Origin of the sequence: Streptomyces coacervatus (assembly GCF_029223485.1) — a bacterium.
Lineage (GTDB): Bacteria > Actinomycetota > Actinomycetes > Streptomycetales > Streptomycetaceae > Streptomyces > Streptomyces coacervatus.
This window is the reverse complement of record NZ_JARHTP010000029.1, coordinates 94,391-114,584: the sequence shown is the minus strand read 5'-3', so window position 1 is coordinate 114,584 and position 20,194 is coordinate 94,391. Positions and strand designations below refer to the sequence as shown.

General features: G+C 71.7%; 18 protein-coding genes. 11 read left to right on the top strand and 7 right to left on the bottom strand.

What is annotated here, in order from left to right; all coding sequences use genetic code 11:
• Positions 1-48: 48 nt before the first annotated feature.
• The 4 genes from P2Q00_RS46280 to P2Q00_RS46265 all read right to left on the bottom strand — a co-directional run bounded on the left by P2Q00_RS46280 (position 49) and on the right by P2Q00_RS46265 (position 4,184).
• Positions 49-1,329: an MFS transporter gene (locus tag P2Q00_RS46280; RefSeq protein WP_275780888.1), complete on the bottom strand. Its 1,281-nt coding sequence runs from the start codon at positions 1,327-1,329 to the stop codon at positions 49-51.
• A gap of 241 nt (positions 1,330-1,570) precedes the next feature.
• Entirely contained in the window at positions 1,571-1,852 is a 282-nt protein-coding gene (locus P2Q00_RS46275) for a hypothetical protein (protein ID WP_275780887.1), read from the bottom strand.
• Between the two features lie 158 nt (positions 1,853-2,010).
• Complete coding sequence (locus tag P2Q00_RS46270; RefSeq protein ID WP_275780886.1) at positions 2,011-3,588, bottom strand: glycerol-3-phosphate dehydrogenase/oxidase; 1,578 nt, start codon at positions 3,586-3,588, stop codon at positions 2,011-2,013.
• A complete protein-coding gene (locus tag P2Q00_RS46265) occupies positions 3,585-4,184 on the bottom strand; it encodes a TetR/AcrR family transcriptional regulator (protein WP_275780884.1) in 600 nt (199 codons plus the stop codon). The genes P2Q00_RS46270 and P2Q00_RS46265 overlap by 4 nt, the downstream gene beginning before the upstream one ends.
• A 94-nt stretch (positions 4,185-4,278) precedes the next feature.
• On the opposite strand from P2Q00_RS46265, the gene P2Q00_RS46260 reads away from it, so the two are divergent.
• The 11 genes from P2Q00_RS46260 (at position 4,279) to P2Q00_RS46205 (ending at position 16,999) form a co-directional block, all read left to right on the top strand.
• A complete protein-coding gene (locus P2Q00_RS46260; RefSeq protein ID WP_275780893.1) occupies positions 4,279-5,877 on the top strand; it encodes an FAD-binding oxidoreductase in 1,599 nt (532 codons plus the stop codon).
• Positions 5,878-5,927: 50 nt separating this feature from the next.
• Complete coding sequence (locus P2Q00_RS46255; RefSeq protein WP_275780883.1) at positions 5,928-6,809, top strand: YegS/Rv2252/BmrU family lipid kinase; 882 nt, start codon at positions 5,928-5,930, stop codon at positions 6,807-6,809.
• Between the two features lie 67 nt (positions 6,810-6,876).
• Complete coding sequence (locus P2Q00_RS46250; RefSeq protein WP_275780882.1) at positions 6,877-7,329, top strand: flavodoxin family protein; 453 nt, start codon at positions 6,877-6,879, stop codon at positions 7,327-7,329.
• 117 nt (positions 7,330-7,446) lie between these two features.
• Positions 7,447-7,920 carry a carboxymuconolactone decarboxylase family protein gene (locus tag P2Q00_RS46245; protein WP_275780880.1) on the top strand — a complete coding sequence of 158 codons (474 nt, stop codon included), beginning with the start codon at positions 7,447-7,449 and terminating at the stop codon, positions 7,918-7,920.
• 419 nt (positions 7,921-8,339) lie between these two features.
• Positions 8,340-8,723: a DUF485 domain-containing protein gene (locus P2Q00_RS46240; protein ID WP_275780879.1), complete on the top strand. Its 384-nt coding sequence runs from the start codon at positions 8,340-8,342 to the stop codon at positions 8,721-8,723.
• Positions 8,717-10,315 carry a solute symporter family protein gene (locus P2Q00_RS46235; protein WP_275780878.1) on the top strand — a complete coding sequence of 533 codons (1,599 nt, stop codon included), beginning with the start codon at positions 8,717-8,719 and terminating at the stop codon, positions 10,313-10,315. The genes P2Q00_RS46240 and P2Q00_RS46235 overlap by 7 nt, the downstream gene beginning before the upstream one ends.
• 355 nt (positions 10,316-10,670) lie before the next feature.
• On the top strand, positions 10,671-11,933 hold the full coding sequence (locus P2Q00_RS46225; RefSeq protein WP_275780877.1) for a protein kinase domain-containing protein: 1,263 nt from the start codon (positions 10,671-10,673) through the stop codon (positions 11,931-11,933).
• Between the two features lie 114 nt (positions 11,934-12,047).
• A complete protein-coding gene (locus P2Q00_RS46220) occupies positions 12,048-13,238 on the top strand; it encodes a serine hydrolase domain-containing protein (RefSeq protein WP_275780876.1) in 1,191 nt (396 codons plus the stop codon).
• An 81-nt stretch (positions 13,239-13,319) separates the two neighbouring features.
• Positions 13,320-14,960, top strand: coding sequence for a phosphoglucomutase (alpha-D-glucose-1,6-bisphosphate-dependent) (gene pgm, locus P2Q00_RS46215; protein ID WP_275780875.1), 1,641 nt, complete (start codon positions 13,320-13,322; stop codon positions 14,958-14,960).
• Positions 14,961-15,122: 162 nt separating this feature from the next.
• Entirely contained in the window at positions 15,123-15,953 is an 831-nt protein-coding gene (locus P2Q00_RS46210; RefSeq protein ID WP_275780873.1) for a PP2C family protein-serine/threonine phosphatase, read from the top strand.
• Between the two features lie 50 nt (positions 15,954-16,003).
• Positions 16,004-16,999 carry an MASE1 domain-containing protein gene (locus P2Q00_RS46205; protein ID WP_275780872.1) on the top strand — a complete coding sequence of 332 codons (996 nt, stop codon included), beginning with the start codon at positions 16,004-16,006 and terminating at the stop codon, positions 16,997-16,999.
• Between the two features lie 2 nt (positions 17,000-17,001).
• Here P2Q00_RS46205 and P2Q00_RS46200 read toward each other — a convergent pair whose 3' ends face one another.
• From P2Q00_RS46200 to P2Q00_RS46190, 3 genes are all read right to left on the bottom strand, one after another.
• Entirely contained in the window at positions 17,002-17,469 is a 468-nt protein-coding gene (locus P2Q00_RS46200) for a hypothetical protein (RefSeq protein ID WP_275780871.1), read from the bottom strand.
• A 118-nt stretch (positions 17,470-17,587) separates the two neighbouring features.
• On the bottom strand, positions 17,588-19,054 hold the full coding sequence (locus P2Q00_RS46195; RefSeq protein WP_275780870.1) for an HAD-IA family hydrolase: 1,467 nt from the start codon (positions 19,052-19,054) through the stop codon (positions 17,588-17,590).
• Positions 19,055-19,117: 63 nt separating this feature from the next.
• Positions 19,118-20,194 carry an ABC transporter ATP-binding protein gene (locus P2Q00_RS46190; RefSeq protein ID WP_275780869.1) on the bottom strand — a complete coding sequence of 359 codons (1,077 nt, stop codon included), beginning with the start codon at positions 20,192-20,194 and terminating at the stop codon, positions 19,118-19,120.

Here is a 20,194-nt window from a genome sequence, read left to right as displayed (position 1 = left end):
GACCCACCGGTCCGGGCGCCCCGCCAGGCGATGGACAGGAGGGTGAGGCTACGCCCCCTCCCCGGGCCGCAGCCGGCTGCGCACCTGGACACCCCAGACCAGCAGGGCCGCCAGGGCGATGGAGACGACGGCCGTCGACATCCCGGCCCGCACGCCGACCCGCACCGTGAGGGTGCCGGCCACCAGGGCGCCGAGCGGCACACCCAGGCCCGAAGAGAGCATCCGGCGCGTGGTGTTGACCCGACCCTGGAGCTCGGACGGCGTCACCTCCTGGGAGTAGGTCATCGTGTTCACCAGGACGACGAGGTACGCCGACCCCCACAGGGTCAGGGCGACCAGCGTGACCCGCCAGTCCGAGGTGAGGACGACGACCGGGCCGAGCAGGGCCCCGACGGGAAGCACCCCCAGGAGAAGGGGGAACGCCTCGAAACGGCGCCGCAACCGGGGCAGCAGGAAGGACCCGCCGATGCCTCCGGCGCTCCACGCCATGTACAGCAGGCCGATCCGCCCGTCGGACCCGTGGATGCCCAGCACGCGGTCGGCGAAGACGACGAGTTGGCCGATGATCGCCCCGCCGGAGAATGACTGCAAGGTGCCGACCACGGTCATCAGGCGCAGCGTCCGGTGGTGGCGGAGGAAACGGAGTCCTTCCCGGACCGACTCCTTGAACCCCGGCCGCTTCGCCGCAGGCGCGGCGGGCCGGGCACTGGTGTGCGTGACCGCCCTGAGGAGCAGCGCGGAGACGGCGAAGGACAGGGCGTCCAGCGCCAGCGTGCCGGCCGGGCGGAACAGCACGATCAGACCTCCCGCCACCGCGTTCCCGGCGATGCGTACGACGGTCTGCGCTCCGTAGACGGCGCTGTTGGCTTCGGCCAGTTTGTCCTTGCCGACGATGTCGGGGACGAAGCCGTACACCCCCGCGTCGAAGAACAGGCTGAGGGCGGCAGAGGCGAGGGCCACGAAGAGAACCTGGCCGCCGGTCAGGATGCCCAGGGCGGAGGCAGCCGGGACGGAGGCGATGCAGGCGGCGTTGAGCCAGTCGGTGCGGATCATGAGGCGGCGCCGGTCCGTCCGGTCCGCGACGGTGCCCGCGATCAGCCCCAGAACCACGTAGGGCAGGGTCGCCGCGGCCGCCACCAGGGAGACCATCACAGGCGAGCCGGTCTCCTGGAAGGCCAGGACGGGCAGGGCCACCGTGGTGACGGCGGATCCCAGCCCGGAGACCGCGCGCGACAGCCAGAACCGGCGGAAACCGGGAACACGGCGCAGCGGGATGTCCGGTGCTTGGGGCGTTCGGCCGTCGACGTCTTTGCGGGGCGGGGAGGTCATCGGGGTCGGTGCGTCCTTTCGGTGAGGTGGTCCAGCGAGTTCGCCAGGGACTGGCGGAAAACGCGTGACACCCCATCAGCAGACGCTGATGGGGTGTCACATGGAGTGCCGTGCGGAGGTTGTGAAACTGGTTTCTGGAGACGGAACCGGCCGATCCGATGGCGGCCCGCCCCGTCCGCAGAAGCGGACCGTGAGCGATGGGGTTCCGGAAACCGGTGGGATTATAGCAGGTGGCGGTGGGTCAGACTTCGTGCTCGGACTGTCTCACTGCCCGTTCGACGTCCGCCTCGACCTCGTTGCGGGGCTTCCCAGACTCCTTCGCATACTCGGTCACCGAGGTCCGCGCCTCCCGGGCCAGGTCGCGCCAGGCTCGGCGGGCGGTCTCGTAGGTGTCGGACTGCTGTCCGCTCCAGCCGCCCGGCTGTGTCAGCGGGCCGTACGAGCGCTGCAGCTCTTCGACCCGGATGTGCGCGTCGTCGGCTGCGCGCTGCTTCTCGACCAGCTCCTCGAAGGTATGTGTCACGCAAATGGAGCATATGCGCACATTCACCGTTTCGCGCGCCGGGCCGATGCAGCCGGGCCGATGCAGCCGGGCCGATGCGGCCGAGCCGATGCGGCCGAGCCGACGCCGCCGAGCCGACGCCGCCGGGGCGACTGCGCCGGTGAGCAGACCACGGGCGCTCAGCCCTTCCCGGCCAGGGCCTCGCCGAGAATCTCCCGCGCGGCATCCAGCGCCGCGGCACGGTCCGCCGGCACCACACCGATCCGGGTGCGGCGGTCGAGCACATCGGCCTCGTCGAGGGCGCCCTCGTGGCGCACCGCCCACAGCAGCTCGGCGGCGGTGACGGGATGGCCCGGCAGCACCCGCTCGCCCAGCCGGGGGTCTTCGGCGCCGAGGGCGAGGACGGCCGGTGCCTCGGTGCCGTAGCGCCGTACCAGGTGGTGAGGTGCCCGCAGGGCGTCGAGCGCCTGAGGGGACGCGGCGCCGATGAGCGGGCGGGAGGCCGTGGGTGAGGGGCCGGCGGGGAGGCGGCGGGCGGTGACGGCGGCGTCCACGGCGTCCTCGGCCATGCGCCGGTACGTGGTGAGCTTGCCGCCGACCACGGTGATCACGCCCTCGGACGAGGTGAGCACCGCATGCCGGCGGGAGATGTCGGCGGTCCTGGCCGCGGTGCCGGACCCGGCCTCCGGCGTGGTGTCCAGCAGGGGGCGCAGTCCCGCGAAGGCCCCGACGACGTCCTCGCGCCGGACCGGGATGTCGAGGACCGAACCCAGGACGTCGAGCAGGAAGCCGATGTCCGTCTCGGGTGCCTCGGGTACGTCGGGGATGTCGCCCTCGACGGGTTCGTCGGTGAGTCCGACGTAGACACGGCCGTCGCCCTGGGGCAGGACGAGGACGAAGCGGTTGGTCTCCCCGGGGATGGGGATGTGCAGGCCGGCCGGGAGGGGGCCGAGGTGGTCCGAGCGCACGATCAGGTGGGTGCCGCGGGAGGGGCGGATACGGATGCCGTCCACCAGGCCGCCCGCCCAGACGCCGGAGGCGTTGATCACCGCGCGGGCCCTGATCTCGCCCTCCTCGCCGGTGAGTTCGTCGCGGACGCGGGCGCCGGAGGCGGTGAGTTCCAGCGCCCTGACCCGGGTCAGGATCCGTGCTCCGTGCGCGGCAGCGGTGCGGGCGACGGCGGTCACCAGGCGGGCGTCGTCGACGAGCCGGCCGTCCCAGGACAGCAGGCCGCCGCGGAGGCCGTCCGGGCGCAGGGCAGGGGCGAGATGGCGGGTCTCCACCGCGGAGAGCCGGCGCGGTGCGGGCAGCGTGGCCCGGGCGGTGCGGGCCGTCACACGCAGAGCGTCGCCGGCCCGGAAGCCGGCCCAGGCCAACGCCGCCTGACCGCGGGAGACAAGCGAGGTGAGAGGCAGGACGAACGGCTGCGCGCGGACCAGGTGAGGCGCCGTGCGCTCCATCAGCACGCCCCGCTCGACAGCGCTCTCGTGGGCGACGTCGAGTTGACCCGAGGCGAGATAGCGCAGCCCGCCGTGGATCAGCTTGCTGCTCCAGCGGGAGGTGCCGAAGGCCAGGTCGTGGGCGTCGACGGCGGCGACGCTCAGACCGCGCGCCGCGGCGTCCAGGGCGGCTCCGGCACCGGTGGCGCCGAGCCCGACGACGAGGACGTCCACGGCGGGTCCGCCGACGGTCCGGGCCAGTTCGCGCGAGCGCCGGGCGGCGGACAGGGACGATCCGAAGGCAGGGCTGTGACTCATGGCGTGAGGGTCCTCTCCAGGATGGAACGCAGCTCCGTGAGAAAGGCCGCGGAGGACAGGTCGGCGTCGTCCTCGTCGGTCATGGTCCGCAAGGACAGGGTGAAGGACTGCACGATCAGCAGCAGCGAGCGGGCCTGACGCTCGGGATGGCCGACGCGCACCGATCCGTCGGCGTGCCCTTCCTTCAGACCGTCGGCCAGCAGCTCCAGAAGTGCGATCTGGCTGGCGCCGCGACGGTCCAGCACATACGGGAGGAGCAGCTCGGGATCGACGTCGACGATCTTGCGGAAGAGGGGATGGGCGCGGAAGGACTCCACCCCCGCCACCAGCCCGTCCACCAGCAGGCTGCGCCCGTCCGCATCCGGTCTGCGCTCGGGTATCGCCCGGGTGGCCACGTCGACCCACTCACGGGTCATCAGATCGCCGACCAGTGTGCGCACATCGGGCCAGCGCCGGTACAGCGTCATCCGGGAGACGCCCGCGCGGCGGGCCACGTCGGTGAGGGTCGTACGGCGGACCCCGACGGCCAGGACACAGTCCCGCACCGCGTCGAGGACCGCATCGCCGTCCGAGCTGTTGTGACGAATAGGCGTCATGTGTCACAGTGTAACGCCTCGGCGCCCCGCAGGCGTCGTAGGAAGACGGATCCGAAGACGGAACCGCTCGAATCGACCGGTGAGGACGACACTCATGGACATGCTGTGGAGCGGCTGGGGCGACCCGGCCAAGGCGACGCCGCTGCCCGACACGGTGATCGGGCTGTTGCGCGATCTGCTCGGTGTCAAGCCGCGCAGCGCCGAGCCGGTCGGCCTGGCGGACATCGCCGTTGCGGACGGGCAGTTGGAGGCCGCCGCGCACCGGGCCCTCGTGGCGGCCGTGGGCGGCGAGCAGTACGTGCGCACCGACGCGGAGACCCGCATCCGGCACACCCGCGGCAAGTCCACCCCCGATCTCCTGCGCATCCGGGAGGGCGACGTCGACGACACTCCGGCGGCCGTGCTGCTCCCGGCCGGCCATGACGAGGTCGTTGCCGTGCTGGGCGCGTGTGCCGAACACGGCCTGGCCCTCGTCCCGTTCGGCGGCGGCACTTCCGTCGTCGGGGGACTCGCCCCCGGGCCGCGGGGCACGTTCGTCGCCCTGGACCTGCGGCGCATGGACGGCCTGCTCGTCCTCGACCCGGTCTCCCGCACCGCTACCCTGCAACCCGGCCTGCGCGCCCCGCAGGCCGAGGCGCTGCTCGCCGAACACGGCTTCACCCTGGGCCACTTCCCGCAGTCCTACGAGTGGGCCACCATCGGCGGTTTCGCCGCCACCCGCTCCAGCGGCCAGGCGTCCGCCGGCTACGGCCGCTTCGACGAGATGGTCCTCGGCCTCACCCTCGCCACCCCCGAGGGCACCATCGACACGGGCCGCGCCCCGCGCTCCGCGGCCGGACCCGACCTGCGCCAGCTCGTCCTCGGCTCGGAGGGGGCGTTCGGCGTCATCACGTCCGTGACGGTCCGCATCCGCCCGGTCCCGAAGATCTGTGTCTACGAAGGCTGGCGCTTCCCCTCCTTCGAGGAAGGCGCCGCCGCGCTGCGCCGCCTCGCCCAGGACGGGCCGCGCCCGACCGTGCTGCGCCTGTCCGACGAGACCGAGACCCTGATCGGCCTCGCCCAGCCCGACGCGATCGGGTCCTCCGGCACCCAGGCGGCCGCCGGATGCACGGCGATTGCGGGATACGAGGGCACGCAGGAGGACGTCTCATACCGTCGGCAAGGTGCCGCGGCCGTCCTGCGCGAGTGCGGTGGCACACCGCTCGGCGAGGAGCCGGGGGAGCGCTGGGCCCACGGCCGCTACTCGGCCCCCTATCTGCGCGACGCCCTGCTCGACGCGGGCGCCTTCGCCGAAACGCTGGAGACGGCGGCCTTCTGGTCCGGCATCCCCGGGCTCTACGCGGCCGTGCGCGACGCGCTCACCACGACACTCACCGAGGCCGGCACCCCGCCCCTGGTCATGTGCCACATCTCCCACATCTACGAGAACGGCGCCTCGCTGTACTTCACCGTGGTCTCGGCACAGGGCGACGACCCCCTCGCGCACTGGACCCGGGCCAAGCACGCCGCCAACGAGGCGATCCTCGCGGCCGGCGGCACCATCACCCACCACCACGGGGTGGGCACCGACCACCGGGACTGGTACGTCCGCGAGGCCGGCCCGCTGGCCGTCGACGCCCTGCGCGCCGTCAAGCGGCGACTGGACCCGGCCGGACTCCTCAACCCCGGGGTCCTCCTGCCTCTCGACGACTGACCGTCCCCCTGTCCGGCAGTACCGACCCGTCCGCCCTCGGAGGCACACCGATGCGACAGTTCACCGCCGTCGTCAACCCCACCGCGGGCGGATCCACCGGCGCCGCAGCCCTCCTCGCCGTGGCCCGGCTGCTGCGGGAGGCGGGCGCCGAGCTGGAGACCGAGTACAGCCACAGCCTGGCCCACGCCCAGGAACTCGCCCGGCACGCGGGCAGCCAGGGCCGGGTGGTGCTCGCCGTAGGCGGCGACGGCATGGCCGGCGGGATCGGCGGCGCCCTCAGCGGCACCGGAGCCGTACTCGGCCTCGTCCCGGCCGGCCGCGGCAACGATTTCGCCCGAGCACTGGAACTTCCCACGGAACCAACCGAGTTGGCCGAGGTACTGCTCTGCCACGAACCGCGCGCCGTCGACACCATCGAGGTCGAGTCCGCCGTCCACGACCGCACCGTCGTCCTCGGCAGCGTCTACGCAGGCGTCGACGCCCTCGCCAACCGCCACGCCAACCACGCGAAACTCCTGCGGGGCGCGGCCTCCTACTACGCCGGCGGCCTGCGGGCCGTCACCACCTGGCGGCCGGCCCACTACCGGGTCACCGTCGACGGCGAGGAACACCGCCACACCGGCTACACGGTGGTGGCCGCCAACTCCGGCTACTACGGCTCCGGCCGCCTCATCGCCCCCGACGCCCGTGTGGACGACGGCCTGCTCGACGTCGTGATGATCAGTGAGGCACCCCGGCGGCTCTTCTTCGCCATGATGAACGAACTCAGGACGGGCACCCACGTCAACCGGCCGCAGGTGCGCATCCTGCGCGGCCGGGAGATCACCATCTCCGCCGACCGCGAGGTGCCCTACGGTGCCGACGGCGAGGTCGAGGCCGTCCTGCCCGTCACGGCCAGAGTCCTGCCGGGCGCCCTGCGCGTGCTGTGCTGAGCGCGCGGGGCGATCTCGTGCCGCCTCGTGAAGAGGGCCGTACCGGGCCTGAATTAGGGTGCGGAGCGTGCCCACCTTGCTGATCGTGCATCACACGCCCTCGCCCAACTGCCAGACGATGCTGGAAGCCGTCCTCTCCGGTGCGACCGCGCCCGAGATCGAGGGCGTCGAGGTCGTACGGCGGGCGGCGCTGGCGGCCACGGCGTCCGACGTGCTGGCCGCCGACGCCTATCTGCTCGGCACCCCGGCCAATATCGGCTATATGTCCGGAGCCCTCAAGCATTTCTTCGACCAGATCTACTACCCGTGCCTCGATGCCACGCAGGGCAGGCCGTTCGGCTACTACGTGCACGGCGGGAGCGACGTCACGGGCGCGGTGCGCGGGATCGAGGCGATCACGACCGGTCTCGGCTGGCGGCGTACGGCGAAGCCCGTCACGGTGACCGGGGAGCCGGCCAAGCCGGACATCGAGGCCTGCTGGGAGCTGGGCGCAACGCTCGCCGCGGGGCTGCTGGACTGAGCCCGGACCGCCTTGCCCGGTGAGCCGGGAGACGCACGTCACATTCGCGTGTGTCACAACCTGCCGGGCCGTGCCGTCAAAGAGGTGTAACCACCGACAACGGCACAGGAGCGCACCATGGAAGCTCGTATGAACCTCTTCGAGAACGCGGTCGCGGCCAAGCTCTTCCGGCACATCAACTCGGCGGGCAAGGCCGTATCGGACTCGACGCTGCCGCACGCGACGCAGGAGCTGGTGAAGCTCCGCGCCAGCCAGATCAACGGCTGCGGTTTCTGCACCGACATGCACACCAAGGACGCATTGGCCGCGGGGGAGGACGCGCAGCGGCTCCATCTCGTCGCGGCCTGGCGGGAGGCCACGGTGTTCACCGACGCCGAGCGCGCCGCCCTGGAGCTCGCGGAGCAGGGCACCCGCATCGCCGACGCGGCCGGTGGTGTCACGGACGAGGCCTGGGCGAACGCGGCCAAGCACTTCGACGAGGACCAGCTCGCCGCCCTCGTCGCCACCATCGCCCTGATCAACATGTACAACCGCTTCAACGTCATCGTTCAGCAGCCCGCCGGCGACTACCAGCCCGGCATGTTCGGATGACGCCGAGCAGCTGACCACCACCGGCAACGGCACACGGCCCGGGCATCCTCGCCCGGGCCGTTCGGCTGTGACGAGCCGACCTCCTTGTGCGCTGCATTTGAGACAGCCTTCCCGCGGAAAAGGTATGGACTATTCTCGTGCAGCGTGCTTTTCGTGGGCTGTGCGGTGCCCATGAACGCAGGATCAGGTGCGGGAATGAGTCAGCGTCGGAAATTCACCCTTCCGTGCGGTTGATAGTTCAATGGGCACGCTGCAATACTCCGGCTCCCGGTTCCGCCCCACCCAATGGCGGGACCGAAGGAATCCGGAAAGCGGCGATTCCAGATTCACGAACCCCCCACAAAGTCCGCACGGTGGTCTACTCCGGCATTCTTTTCCGGCATGCGTGCGGCGCCAAGAAGTGGAGAAGGTGTGCCCGCGTGAATGTCGAGCAGGCGAAACGACACGAGATATCCCACCGCCCCGAATTCCAGGAGCTGCGCCGTGCGCAGCGGCGGTCCGGGGTGCGGATGACAGTAGTCGCCACCGGCGGGTTCCTGCTTTATGTCCTGTTGTCGAGTTTCGCACCCGAGCTCATGAACACTTCACTGCATGGTCACCTCACCCTCGGACTGGCCCTGGGACTGGGGCAGTTCGTGGTGATGGCCCTCATCGCGCGGCGCCACATCGTGCACATGCGTACACACGTCGACCCGATCGCCCGCGGCTTCCGCACCCAGGCCCACCGGCAGCACCCCGACCGGCAAAGCCGCCCCGGCCAGGCACCCGCCTCCCACCACACCCAGGGGTACCGCACATGGTGACGACCGCCGCCGTCGTCGTCGTGGACGGGTTCAGCCTGCAGCTGACGTTCCTGCTCTTCCTCTCCGTGGTCGTCGTCACCCTGTTCACCGCGCTGCTGACCGCTCCGCAGCGCGACGAGATCAGCGAGTTCTACCTCGGCAACCGCACCATGACCCCGCTGCGCAACGGACTGGCCATGTGCGGGGACTACCTCTCCGCCGCCACCCTCCTGGGCAGCACCGGCCTGGTCGCCCTCACCGGATACGACGGACTCCTCTACCTCGGCGGCACCGCCGTGGCCTGGATGATGGTCCTGCTGCTGATCGCCGAACCCCTGCGCAACGCGGGCAGGTTCACCCTCGGCGACACCATCGCCCTGCGCATGCCGGTCCGGCAGCGGCCGGTCCGGCTCGCCCTGTCCCTCTGCACGCTGGCCGTCACCACCCTCTACCTGGTGGCCCAACTGGTCGGCAGCGTAGCCCTGTTGACCCAGTTCACCGGCGAACCCAGCGCGGCCACCCGCACCTTGTGCGTGGTCGTCATCGGCACCGTGGTCATCGTGTACGCGGCCATCGGCGGCATGCCCGGGGCCACGTTCATCCAGATCGTCAAGGCCGTGATGCTCATCTCCGGCGTCACCGTGACCGCCGTGATGGTGCTGCACCACTACCACTGGAACATCGACGCCCTGCTCACGGCGGCCGCCGACCACAGCGGCATGGGAACACGCTTCCTGCAGCCCGGCCTTCGCTACGGCGCCAGCACCACCAGCAAACTCGACTTCTTCAGCCTGCAACTGGCCATCGTGCTGGGCCTGGCCGCGCTCCCGCACGTCATGATGCGGCTGCTCGCCCCGCGCTCGACCGGTGTCCTGCGCGTCTCGGTCGTCTGGGCGATGGGCCTGGTGAGCCTCGTCTGCCTGGCGGCCGGAGTCCTGGGCCTGGGGGCCACCGCCGTCGTGGGCCGGGAGACCATCGCACGCATGGACCACAAGGGCGACGCGGCCGTGCTGCTGCTCGCGCACGCACTGGGCGGCGGCGTGCTCACGGCCCTGCTGTCCTGTCTGGCCTTCGTCACGCTCCTCGCCGTGGCCGCCGGACTCACCCTCGCCGCGGCCTCCTCCGTCGCCCACGACCTCTACGGCGAGGTCATCCGCAAGGGAAGGGCCAAACAGACCGAGGAACTCCTCGTCGCCCGGCTCGCCGCGGCCGTCATCGGCGTCCTCGCCATGCTCCTCGCCCTGGTGTCCTGGGGCGCCAACACCGCCACCCTGGCCTTCCTCGCCTTCGCCATCGCCGCCTCCGCCCTGCTGCCCACCCTCGTCTACACCCTGTTCTGGCGGCGCTTCACCGCGACGGGCGCCCTGCTCAGCCTCTGCGGCGGCCTGCTGTGCTCGGTACTCCTCGTCGTGTTCTCACCCGTCGTCTCCTCCACCCCCGCCTCGCTCTACCCGGACGCCGATTTCGCCTGGTTCCCGCTGCAGAACCCCGGCATCGTCTCGATCCCGGCCGGGTTCCTCCTCGGCTGGCTCGGCACGGTCCTGGGCCGTCCCGAAGTCCCGGATGCATACGACGAGTTCGAGGTCCGCGCTCTGGTCGGAGCCGCCGACTGACGACAGCCCGCCGGGGTGCGGTGGAGGATTTCGCGTCCCTTATGCTCCTCGCCATGAACGACGGGGACACCGACAGACGGGTTGTCGACGGCCGCTTCGAGCTCCGGGCCCGGCTCGGTGGTGGCGGCATGGGCACCGTGTGGCGCGCCGGCGATCTGCTGCTGCACCGCAGCGTGGCCGTCAAGGAGGTCCGGCCCGTCGACCCGGACCCCAGGGCCTGCTCTGAGTTCCCCGCCTGCGCCCCGACGCCCGGCACGCACGCTCGCCGCACGGAACGCCGCTGCGCCCGCGCTCCGTGGGGACGACGGGGAACTCAGAGCAGGCCCTGGCCGAGTACGACCCGGACTCGGCACGGATGCTGCGCGAGCGAGTCCTGCGCGAGGCCCGAGCCCTGGCCCGGGTCCAGCACCCCAACGTCGTGACGATCCATCACATCGTCGACGGCGGCGAGGGCACCCACCCGTGGATCGTCATGGAGCTGGTCGAGGGCGGTTCCCTCGCCGACCGGCTGGCCCGCGGCCCGATGACACCCGCCGAAGCCGTCGGTGTCGGCCGCGGTGTGCTCGACGCGCTGCGCGCCGCCCACGCCGCGGGCGTCCAGCACCGCGATGTGAAGCCCGCCAACGTCCTGCTGCGCACCGACGGCCGGCCCGTCCTCACCGACTTCGGGATCGCCGCGATCCGTGACTCCACCGCGCTGACCGCCACCGGATCGATCATCGGCACCGCCGACTACATGGCTCCGGAACGCGTCACGGACGGCGGCGGACCCGCCGCGGACCTGTGGTCGCTCGCGATGATGCTGTACGTCGCCGTCGAGGGCCACCATCCGCTGCGGCGCGGAACGACCCTGGCCACGCTGGCCGCCGTACTGCACGAGGACGTCCCGCCGCCCGAACAGGCTGGACCGCTGGCTCCCGTACTCGCCGCAGTGCCGGTCCGCGATCCCGGGGCGCGGCCGGACGCGGAGCGGGTCGACCGCATGCCGGCCGCCGCGGAGGAGGCCGGTCACGAACCCACAGCCACCTCGTACCCCCTGGCGCCCCCGCAGAACGCCGCCCCGGCGCCGACGCCGGCCGCCTCCGACACTGTTGTGCCCCGCCCCGACAGCCGGGGTCGGCTGCGCCGGGCCGCGCTCGCGTCCGTCGCGGCCGGTGCCGTGCTGGTGGGCGGGATCACGTGGGTGGCCTGGCCGGACGGCGACGGCAACAAGGCGTCGGCGTCCACGACGACCGGCGGGCAGCACAGCACTCCCGCCTCCACGCAGCCGGCAGACACACCGCTGCCGAGTCCGACGACCAGACTCGCCACCGGCATGCTCACCCCCGCCGGCATCCGGAAGGCGCTCAAGGCCATCGAGGACAAGACCGGCAGGGACACCTTCGGTGATCTCGCCGTCTACCCCCAGTACGTGTCGGTCAAGGCCATGGTCCCCGGCAGCCGGACCCGCTACGACAGCTGCACCTACCGGCCCGGCAAGGGAGTGAAGAAGGGCGCCGACACCGGCACCCTGATGGGCCGGACGAATTCAACAAGGACCCCGCCGCCTTCGAGGCCTGCCTCGGCGACGACTGCGCCACCGGCTATGTACTGGCCAGTCCCCAGGGCAAGGTGCTGAAGGCGGTGCCGGCCGACGGATGAGCCGTTGGGCCGTATGCAGCAGCCGGAAGAGCCTCACCTCGGACACAGGGAAAGGCTTGGCCTGCAACGACGGCCCGCCATGGGAGACCTGATGCCCCTTCGCTCCGCCCCGGCCCGCCTCTTCCCGCTCCGGCCCCGCCTGCGGGCGACCTGTGTCGCCGCGGTCTGCGTGGCAGCGCTCTTCCAGGTGCCCGCGAGCACCGCCGCCGCTGCCGCAGCGCGCGGCAGCGACCTGCAGGACCAGATCGAGCAGCTCGTACACGCCCCCGGCGGACCGCCCGGCGTCATCGCCGTGCTGCGAAGGGACGGAAACACCCGCGTCGTACGGGCGGGTGTCGCGGACCTCGCCACGGGCCGCCGCCCGAGCCAGTACGACCACATGCGCATCGCCAGCACGGCGAAGGCCTTCAGCGGCGCCGTGGCCCTGAGCCTCGTGGACCGCCGCGCCCTGCGGCTTGAGGAGACACTGGGCGAACGTCTGCCGGGACTGCCCGCGGCCTGGCACCGCGTCACGCTCCGGCAACTGCTCAACCACACCAGCGGACTGCCGGACTTCAGCGCCGCCGCCGAGTTCCGGAGCATCCTCGCGGCCGACCCGCACCACCACTTCGACTCCCGCCGCCTCCTCGACTTCGTCGCCGACCAGCCCCTCAACTTCCGCCCGGGCACCCAGTACCGCTACTCCAACTCCGACAACATCGCCGTCGCCCTGATGGCGGAGGCGGCGACCCGCACCCCGTACGAGCAACTGCTGCGCGCCCTGGTCTACCGGCCGCTGGCCCTGCGCAACACGAGCCTTCCCCAGGGTTATGTGATCCCCGAGCCCTATCTGCACGGCTACGACACGACCGTGTCGCCCCCGGAGGACGTCAGCGAGGTCCTCGGCGTCTCCGGCTCATGGGCGTCGGGAGGCATCATCTCCACACCGGCCGACATGACCCGCTTCATCCGCGGCTACGCAGGCGGCGCGCTCTACGGCAGACGCGTCGTGCGCGAGCAACGGCGCTGGATCGCCGGCGCGTCCGAACCGGCGGGCCCCGGTGCCAACATGGCGGGCCTCGCCGTCTTCCGCTACACGACCCGGTGCGGCGTGGTCCTGGGGCACACCGGCAACTTCCCCGGCTACACCCAACTGATCGCCGCCACCCCGGACGGCCGCCGGTCGCTGACCTTCTCCGTCACCGCGCAGATCAACGCGGCGACGAACCCGGACCTGTTGAGCCGGTTGCGCACCGTTCAGGAGAACTTCGTCTGCGCACTGCTGACAGGTTCCGGGCACTGACCCGCTCTCGCTGGCCGTTGCCACGACGGGGGAAGATGGGGCGGCAAGCGTTTTGGCCAACCGATGTGGAGGAGCGGGCACATGCAGCACGAGCGAGCGGGCCGGCAGGCCGGCCCCGAGGACCTCGTCGACGTCGCCCGGCTGGTCACCGCGTACTACGCGCTGCACCCGGACCCGGCCGACCCGGGGCAGCGGGTGGCGTTCGGCACGTCGGGACACCGTGGGTCGTCCCTGGCGACGGCGTTCAACGACGACCACATCGCCGCGACCAGCCAGGCGATCTGCGAGTACCGCGCCGAGCAGGGCACCGACGGCCCGCTCTTCCTCGGCGCCGACACCCACGCCCTGTCCGAGCCCGCCAGGGTCACCGCCCTGGAGGTGTTCGCGGCCAACGACGTGACCGTCCTCATCGACAGCGCGGACGGCTACACGCCGACCCCCGCGGTCTCGCACGCCATCCTCACCCACAACCGCGGCCGCACCTCCGGCCTCGCCGACGGCGTGGTGGTCACCCCCTCGCACAACCCGCCCGCCGACGGAGGCTTCAAGTACAACCCGCCCAGCGGCGGACCCGCGGGCTCCGAGGCGACCTCCTGGATCCAGGACCGGGCCAACGACATCATCACGGCCGGCCTCAAGGACGTCCGGCGCATCCCCTACGCCCGCGCGCTCGCCGCCCCCACCACCGGCCGCCACGACTTCCTCGGGGCCTACGTCGCCGACTTGCCGAACGTCCTGGACCTGGACGCGGTCCGCGCCGCCGGCGTCCGCATCGGCGCCGACCCGCTCGGCGGAGCCTCGGTCGCCTACTGGGGCCGTATCGCCGAACAGCACCGCCTCGACCTGACCGTGGTCAACCCCCTTGCCGACCCCACCTGGCGCTTCATGACGCTCGACTGGGACGGCAAGATCCGTATGGACTGCTCGTCGCCGTATGCGATGGCCTCGCTCATCGAACAGCGCGACCGCTTCCAGGTCGCCACCGGCAACGACGCCGACGCCGACCGGCACGGCATCGTCACACCGGACGCGGGTCTCATGAACCCCAACCACTACCTGGCCGCTGCCATCTCCTATCTGTACGCCCACCGAAAGGAGTGGCCGGCCGGCACGGGGATCGGCAAGACCCTCGTGTCGTCCAGCATGATCGACAGGGTCGCCGCCGACCTGGGGCGCCAACTGGTCGAAGTACCGGTCGGGTTCAAGTGGTTCGTGGACGGGCTGGTCGGCGGCTCGATCGGCTTCGGCGGGGAGGAGTCGGCCGGGGCGTCCTTCCTGCGCCGGGACGGCTCGGTGTGGACCACGGACAAGGACGGCATCATCCTGGCGCTGCTCGCCTCCGAGATCATCGCCGTCACCGGGAAGACACCGTCGGAGCACTACGCCGCCCTCACCGCCCGCTTCGGCGAGCCCGCCTACGCACGCATCGACGCCCCGGCGACCCGCGAGGAGAAGGCACTGCTCGCCAAGCTCTCACCCGCCCAGGTCACCGCGGACACCCTGGCCGGAGAAGCGGTCACCGGGGTGCTCACCGAGGCCCCTGGCAACGGCGCCGCCATCGGTGGCATCAAGGTGAGCACCGAGAACGCCTGGTTCGCGGCCCGCCCCTCGGGCACCGAGGACGTGTACAAGATCTACGCCGAGTCGTTCCGCGGCCCCGACCACCTGCGCCAGGTGCAGGACGAGGCCAAGGACGTGGTCATGGCGGCCCTCGGCGGCTGACACGGCCGCCACGGCGACGGGGGTGCCGGGCCGTGACAGGACGGGCCGGCAAAGCCGCAGTGCGGACTTCGTCGGCCGCCGTGTCGCCAACATCCCGTTAAACGCATAATCTGGGGATTTGCCCCGAAGGGGCCATGGCCCACGGTCCCGCCGGAGTGATCAATGTCCCTCGAGCGCCCGACAGAGGACGGCGACGAACTGCTCGCCAGACTCGGGTCGCTGACCGCCCAGGCACGCGAACTCGCGGAGCTGCAGCGCTCCCGCGTGGAGCTGGCGCTTGCGCTGCAGCGCGGTATGCTGCCCCGGGACCTGCCCGCCGCCTGCCGCTACCACCTGGCCGTCCGCTACGCACCGGCCTGCCACGGCCTCAACGTGGGCGGCGACTGGTACGACGCCTTCACGATGCCCGACGGCCGCATCGGACTGTCCATCGGCGACGTCCAGGGCCACAACATCGAGGCGGCCGCCTTCATGGGGCAGGTCCGGGTCGGCCTGCGCGCGCTCGCCTCCGTCACCAGCGAGCCCGGCGAACTCCTCTCCCGGACCAATGACCTGCTGCTGTCCCTCGGCACCGACCTCTTCGCCACCTGCACCTTCATGCGACTCGACCCGTCCACCGGCGTTCTGGAGAGCGCCCGGGCCGGACACATCCCGCACATCTGGGCCACGGCGGAGGGAAAGTCCGGCATCGCCGAGGACGAGGGCGGACCGCCCCTCGGCATAGAGGCAGGCATGCAGTACCCGGTGACCCGCTACCGGCTCACCACGGGCGGTGTGTTCGTCCTGCTCACGGACGGTGTGGTGGAAGGACCGTCGCTGAGCGTCGACGAGGGCCTCGACCAGGTCGTACGGCTTGCGGGCATCGCCGCGGTCGCCGGCATGGAGGCCGACGCACTCGCCGCCGGAGTGATGAAGATCGCCGAGCGGGTCGGCCACGAGGACGACGCGGCCGTCCTGGTCGTCGGCCATGACGCCCCCGGCATTCAGCCATAAGGCCGGGCGCCACGCCTCCCACCTCGCCGACCGAGCCGCAGCGGTGTCTGATGACAGCTGTGGTGGGTATCCAGGATCTGCGCCGGCCGGCGGTCTTCGCCCTCCAGGTGCTCGCTGTCGCCGCCTGCTACTTCGCCGCCGGGCGGCTGGGACTCCTGCGGCAGCTCGTCGTCGAGAACGCCGTCGTCACCCCGATCTGGCCGCCCACGGGCGTCGCGGTGGCCTGCCTGCTGCTCTTCGGTCTGCGCATCTGGCCCGGCATCGCACTCGGCGCTCTCCTCGTCATCATGTCCATCAGCTCGGTCCAGCCCGACGTGATCGGCACCCTCGTGGGGAACACCGCCGCCCCCGTCTGCGCGTACTACCTGCTGTGCAAGGTCGGCTTCCATACCGATCTCGCCCGGTTGCGGGACGGCTTCGCGCTGGTGTTCCTGGCGGCGCTGACCGCCACGCTGATCAGCGCGACCGCCGGCGCCGGGCTGCTCGTCCTCACGGGCAAACTCGCCGCGGACGGCTTCTGGCTCGTCTGGTCGGCCTGGTGGGCCGGCGATGCGATGGGTGTCCTGATCGTCACTCCGGTCCTGCTGGTGCTGTACGGTGCGCGCCGCCGTCGGTATGCGCCACGATGGAAGGAGGGCGTGGGCCTGATCCTCGTCGCCTGCGCCCTCGTCCCCTTCGCCACCCACAGCGCCGTGAGCCTGCTGTTCCTCGTCTACCCGCTGCTGATCTGGGCGGCCCTGCGCTTCCGGCTCGGGGGCAGCATGCTGTGCGCCCTCTTCGCCTCCGTGATGGCCACCACCGCGGCGACGGACCGGGTCGGCCCCTTCGCCCGGCTGACCGGCGTCGAAGTGATGATCAAGCTCCTGGCCTTCAACGGCGGGATGGCCCTGACCGCCCTGCTCCTGTCAGCCGTGATCACCGAGCAGCTGAACACCAGGCGGTCGGTGGAACAGGCCTGCCAGGAACTGGTCGAGGTCCTGGAACACCTCACCGCGGGGGAGAACCCGCAGGGCCGTCCGCCCATGGAGGCGGACGACCGGCGGTGACATCAGTTCCACAGCGGATACGTCACCGTGGGCGAGAACGTGTCCGGCCTGCCGGCGGTGTATTCGAGCGTCATCCGGGTGTAGTGCTGCAGCTGTGGATGCTTCTTCCACGGCTGCGCCCGGTCCAGCCGGACGACGACCGGGTACGAGTGGAACCTGCCCGCCGCGCAGTAGGGCTTGCAGTCGTTGACGACGTTGACACCCTCGGCCTTTGCCGAGTTCGGGCCCCACTGCATCCAATGGAGCGAGGCCAGGCGGCTGTTGCCGTCACCGCAGGCGAGCATGAAGTCGGTGGGGCGTACTTCCGGGTGCCAGAAACAGTCGACGAGCACGGGCACACGGGCCTGCTGCCGTGCCGTGTGCGAGGCCGGCGGGGATGTCGGCCCTGCTTCGGAGGGCGCGCTTGCGGCTGCCGCGAGCGAGGCAGCGAAACAGAGCGTGACCGCCGTACTCAATGTGTGCCTGCGCATGATCCGCTCCCCGCTGCCGTCTCCTGCCGACGCTACGACTCAATCCGACGCTACGACCGCGGAAAGGGATATACCACTCGGACGGAGCAACGCCTCGGGCCGGACCTCCGACGTCGAGTCACTCCCGATGGGTCAGGGCGAACGTGGTGAGCACCGCGGCGTGGTCCGACGGCCAGTCGTTGCCGGCGACGTCCGGCCACGGGCGCGGCACGCCGGTGACCACGGTGCAGGAGTCGACGACTTCGAGGCCGTGGCCGTTGTGGAGGACGTAGTCGATACGGTCCTGGGGTTCCGGGAGGGTGTTGTCGTCCTCGTTGTGGGTGTGGACCGGGGACCAGGTGTGGCCCGGTGCGCGGAGCGGGTCGGGGTGGGCCTCACGGTAGGAGTCGCGCAGTCCGGCGGCCTCGGCGGCTAGGGTCACCGGCCAGGCCACGTCGGGCCAGTCCAGGTGGGAGGGGCTGTTGAAGTCGCCGGTCAGGATCACGGGCGTCGTCCCGTCCGCCGACTCCGTGATGCGGCGCAGGGTCTCCCGCATCTGGTCCAGCCGTACGTCTTCGTGGGCGATCAGCCCGTCCGGTCCGAGCCCGTCGAAGGCCGCTTCGTAGGGGCCGTACGGCGTGTAGTGGAGATGGGCCGTCCATACGTCCACCTCGTGTACGCGGCCGATGCGGATACGGGCGCCGGCCGCTCCGTAGAAGCCGACGTCGGGGTCGCCGAGGCGGGCCGTGATGGGGTGGCGGCTGATGATGCCGAGGTTCTCGCCGGCCTGGTGGTGGTGCCAGCCCAGCGCGTCGGCGAGTTCCCGGGCCGCCGTGCCGGCCGTCTCCTGGAGGCCCACGACATCGGCCTCGGTGTCCAGGATGACCTTGAGCTGCTTGGCGCGGTGGTCGTCGACCTTCGCGCCGCCGTACCAGAGATTCCAGCTCAGCACACGCAGCCGAGGGACCACCAGGGCCCGCAGCCGGTCCGGGGTCACCTCCTCCAGACTGGCCACGACCGTCCGCCCGGGGACCGCCTCGATCGGAGCCAGCGACGGCACCGCCAGCACGGCGCACCCGGCGGCCTCCGCGGAGCTGACGCCCGTCGGGGTGTCCTCGACGGCCACGCAGCGGGCGGGGTCGACGCCGAGGGCGCGGCAGGCGGCGAGGTAGGGGTCGGGGGCGGGCTTGGTGTGCTCGGTGTCGTCGGCGGTGACGGAGACCCGGAAACGGTCGGCCCCGAGCACGGCCAGGACGCTGTCCGTCACCGTGCGGGGCGAGGCCGTGACCAGGGCGGTCGGGACGCCTTCGCGGGCGAGGGCATCGAGCAGGCCGAGCGCGCCTGGACGCGGCACGATACCGGTGCGCACGCGGTCACTGAACTCGGAGTGCAGCCGGTCGGCGAGATCCGGAGTCCCGGTGAGCCCGCCCAGCCAGCCGGCGGTGTGCTCGACCGGCCTGCCGAGCACCTCCGGCTGGTCGGCGTCGGTCAGCGGTCGGCCGAGGCCCGTGGCGACGTGCTGCACCGCCTCCCACCACAGCCGCTCGGTGTCGACGAGCGTGCCGTCCATGTCGAACAGGACGGCCTGGAGCGGGGGTTGGGTCACGGTCTCTACTTTCGTGTGTGGGGGGGGATTTCCTGCATGTCCTGCGGGCGAGTGCCCGGCGTCTCACACCACCCGTTCGGCGACCAGCACCGGCCGCTCGGGCAGCGACACCCGAACGGTGGCTCCGGCTCCCAGCGCGGTGGCCTCGTGGGTGGGCAGGTCGGCCTTCACCTCGGTGCCGTCGGCCAGGCGCACGGTGATGCGGGTGGCCGCGCCGAGGAACGCGGTGGCGATCACCCGCGCGTCACCGGTGGCGTCCGCGGTGACGTGCACGGCCTCGGGCCGCACCAGCACGTCCACCTCCGTCACCGCGGGGAGGGTCCCCTCGGCGGGCAGCCGCAGGCCGAGGACGTCCACGGTCGTGCCGGACAGCCGCCCGGGAATCCGGCTCATCGTGCCGACGAACTCGGCGACGAAGGCGGTGGCGGGACGCCCGTACAACTCCGCCGGTTCCGCGCACTGTTCGAGCCGGCCGGCCCGCATCACGGCGACCCGGTCGGCCACGGACAGCGCCTCTTCCTGATCGTGCGTCACAAACAGGGTGGTGATGCCGAGTTCCTGCTGCAGCCGGCGGATCTCCTCGCGCAGCGTGAGCCGCACCTTGGCGTCGAGCGCGGACAGCGGCTCGTCCAGCAGCAGCACGCGGGGCCGCAGCGCGAGGGCGCGGGCGAGCGCGATGCGCTGCTGCTGCCCGCCGGAGAGCTGGTGCGGAAACCGGTCGCCCTTGTCGGCGAGACCGACGAGCTCCAGCAACTCGGCCGCCCGGGAACGGCGTTCGGCCGTACCCACCTTCCGCATCCGCAGCCCGAAGGCGACGTTGTCGAGGGCGTTGAGATGCGGGAAGAGGCTGTACGACTGGAACACCATCCCTGCGTCCCGGCGATGGGCCGGCACCCGGGTGACGTCCGCGCCGTCGACCAGCACCTCGCCGGAGTCGGGGTGTTCGAACCCGGCGAGCATGCGCAGCGCGGTGGTCTTGCCGCAGCCGGACGGGCCGAGCAGCGCCAGGAACTCGCCGGGCTGCACGGTCAGGTCGAGCCCGTCGAGGGCGACGGTCGCCCCGAACTCCCGGCGCAGACCCCGGAATTCGACCGTGGCGGCCTTGTCGACGGCTGTCTTCTCAAGCGTGGTGGCGGTCAT

Excerpts from the sequence above, each read along its gene's own strand:
- P2Q00_RS46190 (WP_275780869.1), bottom strand. The coding sequence starts at position 20,194 with ATGACCGCCACCACGCTTGAGAAGACAGCCGTCGACAAGGCCGCCACG.
- P2Q00_RS46255 (WP_275780883.1), top strand. The coding sequence starts at position 5,928 with ATGCGACAGTTCACCGCCGTCGTCAACCCCACCGCGGGCGGATCCACC.
- P2Q00_RS46210 (WP_275780873.1), top strand. The coding sequence starts at position 15,123 with ATGTCCCTCGAGCGCCCGACAGAGGACGGCGACGAACTGCTCGCCAGA.
- P2Q00_RS46270 (WP_275780886.1), bottom strand. The coding sequence starts at position 3,588 with ATGAGTCACAGCCCTGCCTTCGGATCGTCCCTGTCCGCCGCCCGGCGC.
- pgm (WP_275780875.1), top strand. The coding sequence starts at position 13,320 with ATGCAGCACGAGCGAGCGGGCCGGCAGGCCGGCCCCGAGGACCTCGTC.
- P2Q00_RS46220 (WP_275780876.1), top strand. The coding sequence starts at position 12,048 with ATGCCCCTTCGCTCCGCCCCGGCCCGCCTCTTCCCGCTCCGGCCCCGC.
- P2Q00_RS46235 (WP_275780878.1), top strand. The coding sequence starts at position 8,717 with ATGGTGACGACCGCCGCCGTCGTCGTCGTGGACGGGTTCAGCCTGCAG.
- P2Q00_RS46265 (WP_275780884.1), bottom strand. The coding sequence starts at position 4,184 with ATGACGCCTATTCGTCACAACAGCTCGGACGGCGATGCGGTCCTCGAC.
- P2Q00_RS46280 (WP_275780888.1), bottom strand. The coding sequence starts at position 1,329 with ATGACCTCCCCGCCCCGCAAAGACGTCGACGGCCGAACGCCCCAAGCA.
- P2Q00_RS46245 (WP_275780880.1), top strand. The coding sequence starts at position 7,447 with ATGGAAGCTCGTATGAACCTCTTCGAGAACGCGGTCGCGGCCAAGCTC.
- P2Q00_RS46225 (WP_275780877.1), top strand. The coding sequence starts at position 10,671 with ATGCTGCGCGAGCGAGTCCTGCGCGAGGCCCGAGCCCTGGCCCGGGTC.
- P2Q00_RS46200 (WP_275780871.1), bottom strand. The coding sequence starts at position 17,469 with ATGCGCAGGCACACATTGAGTACGGCGGTCACGCTCTGTTTCGCTGCC.
- P2Q00_RS46205 (WP_275780872.1), top strand. The coding sequence starts at position 16,004 with ATGACAGCTGTGGTGGGTATCCAGGATCTGCGCCGGCCGGCGGTCTTC.
- P2Q00_RS46260 (WP_275780893.1), top strand. The coding sequence starts at position 4,279 with ATGGACATGCTGTGGAGCGGCTGGGGCGACCCGGCCAAGGCGACGCCG.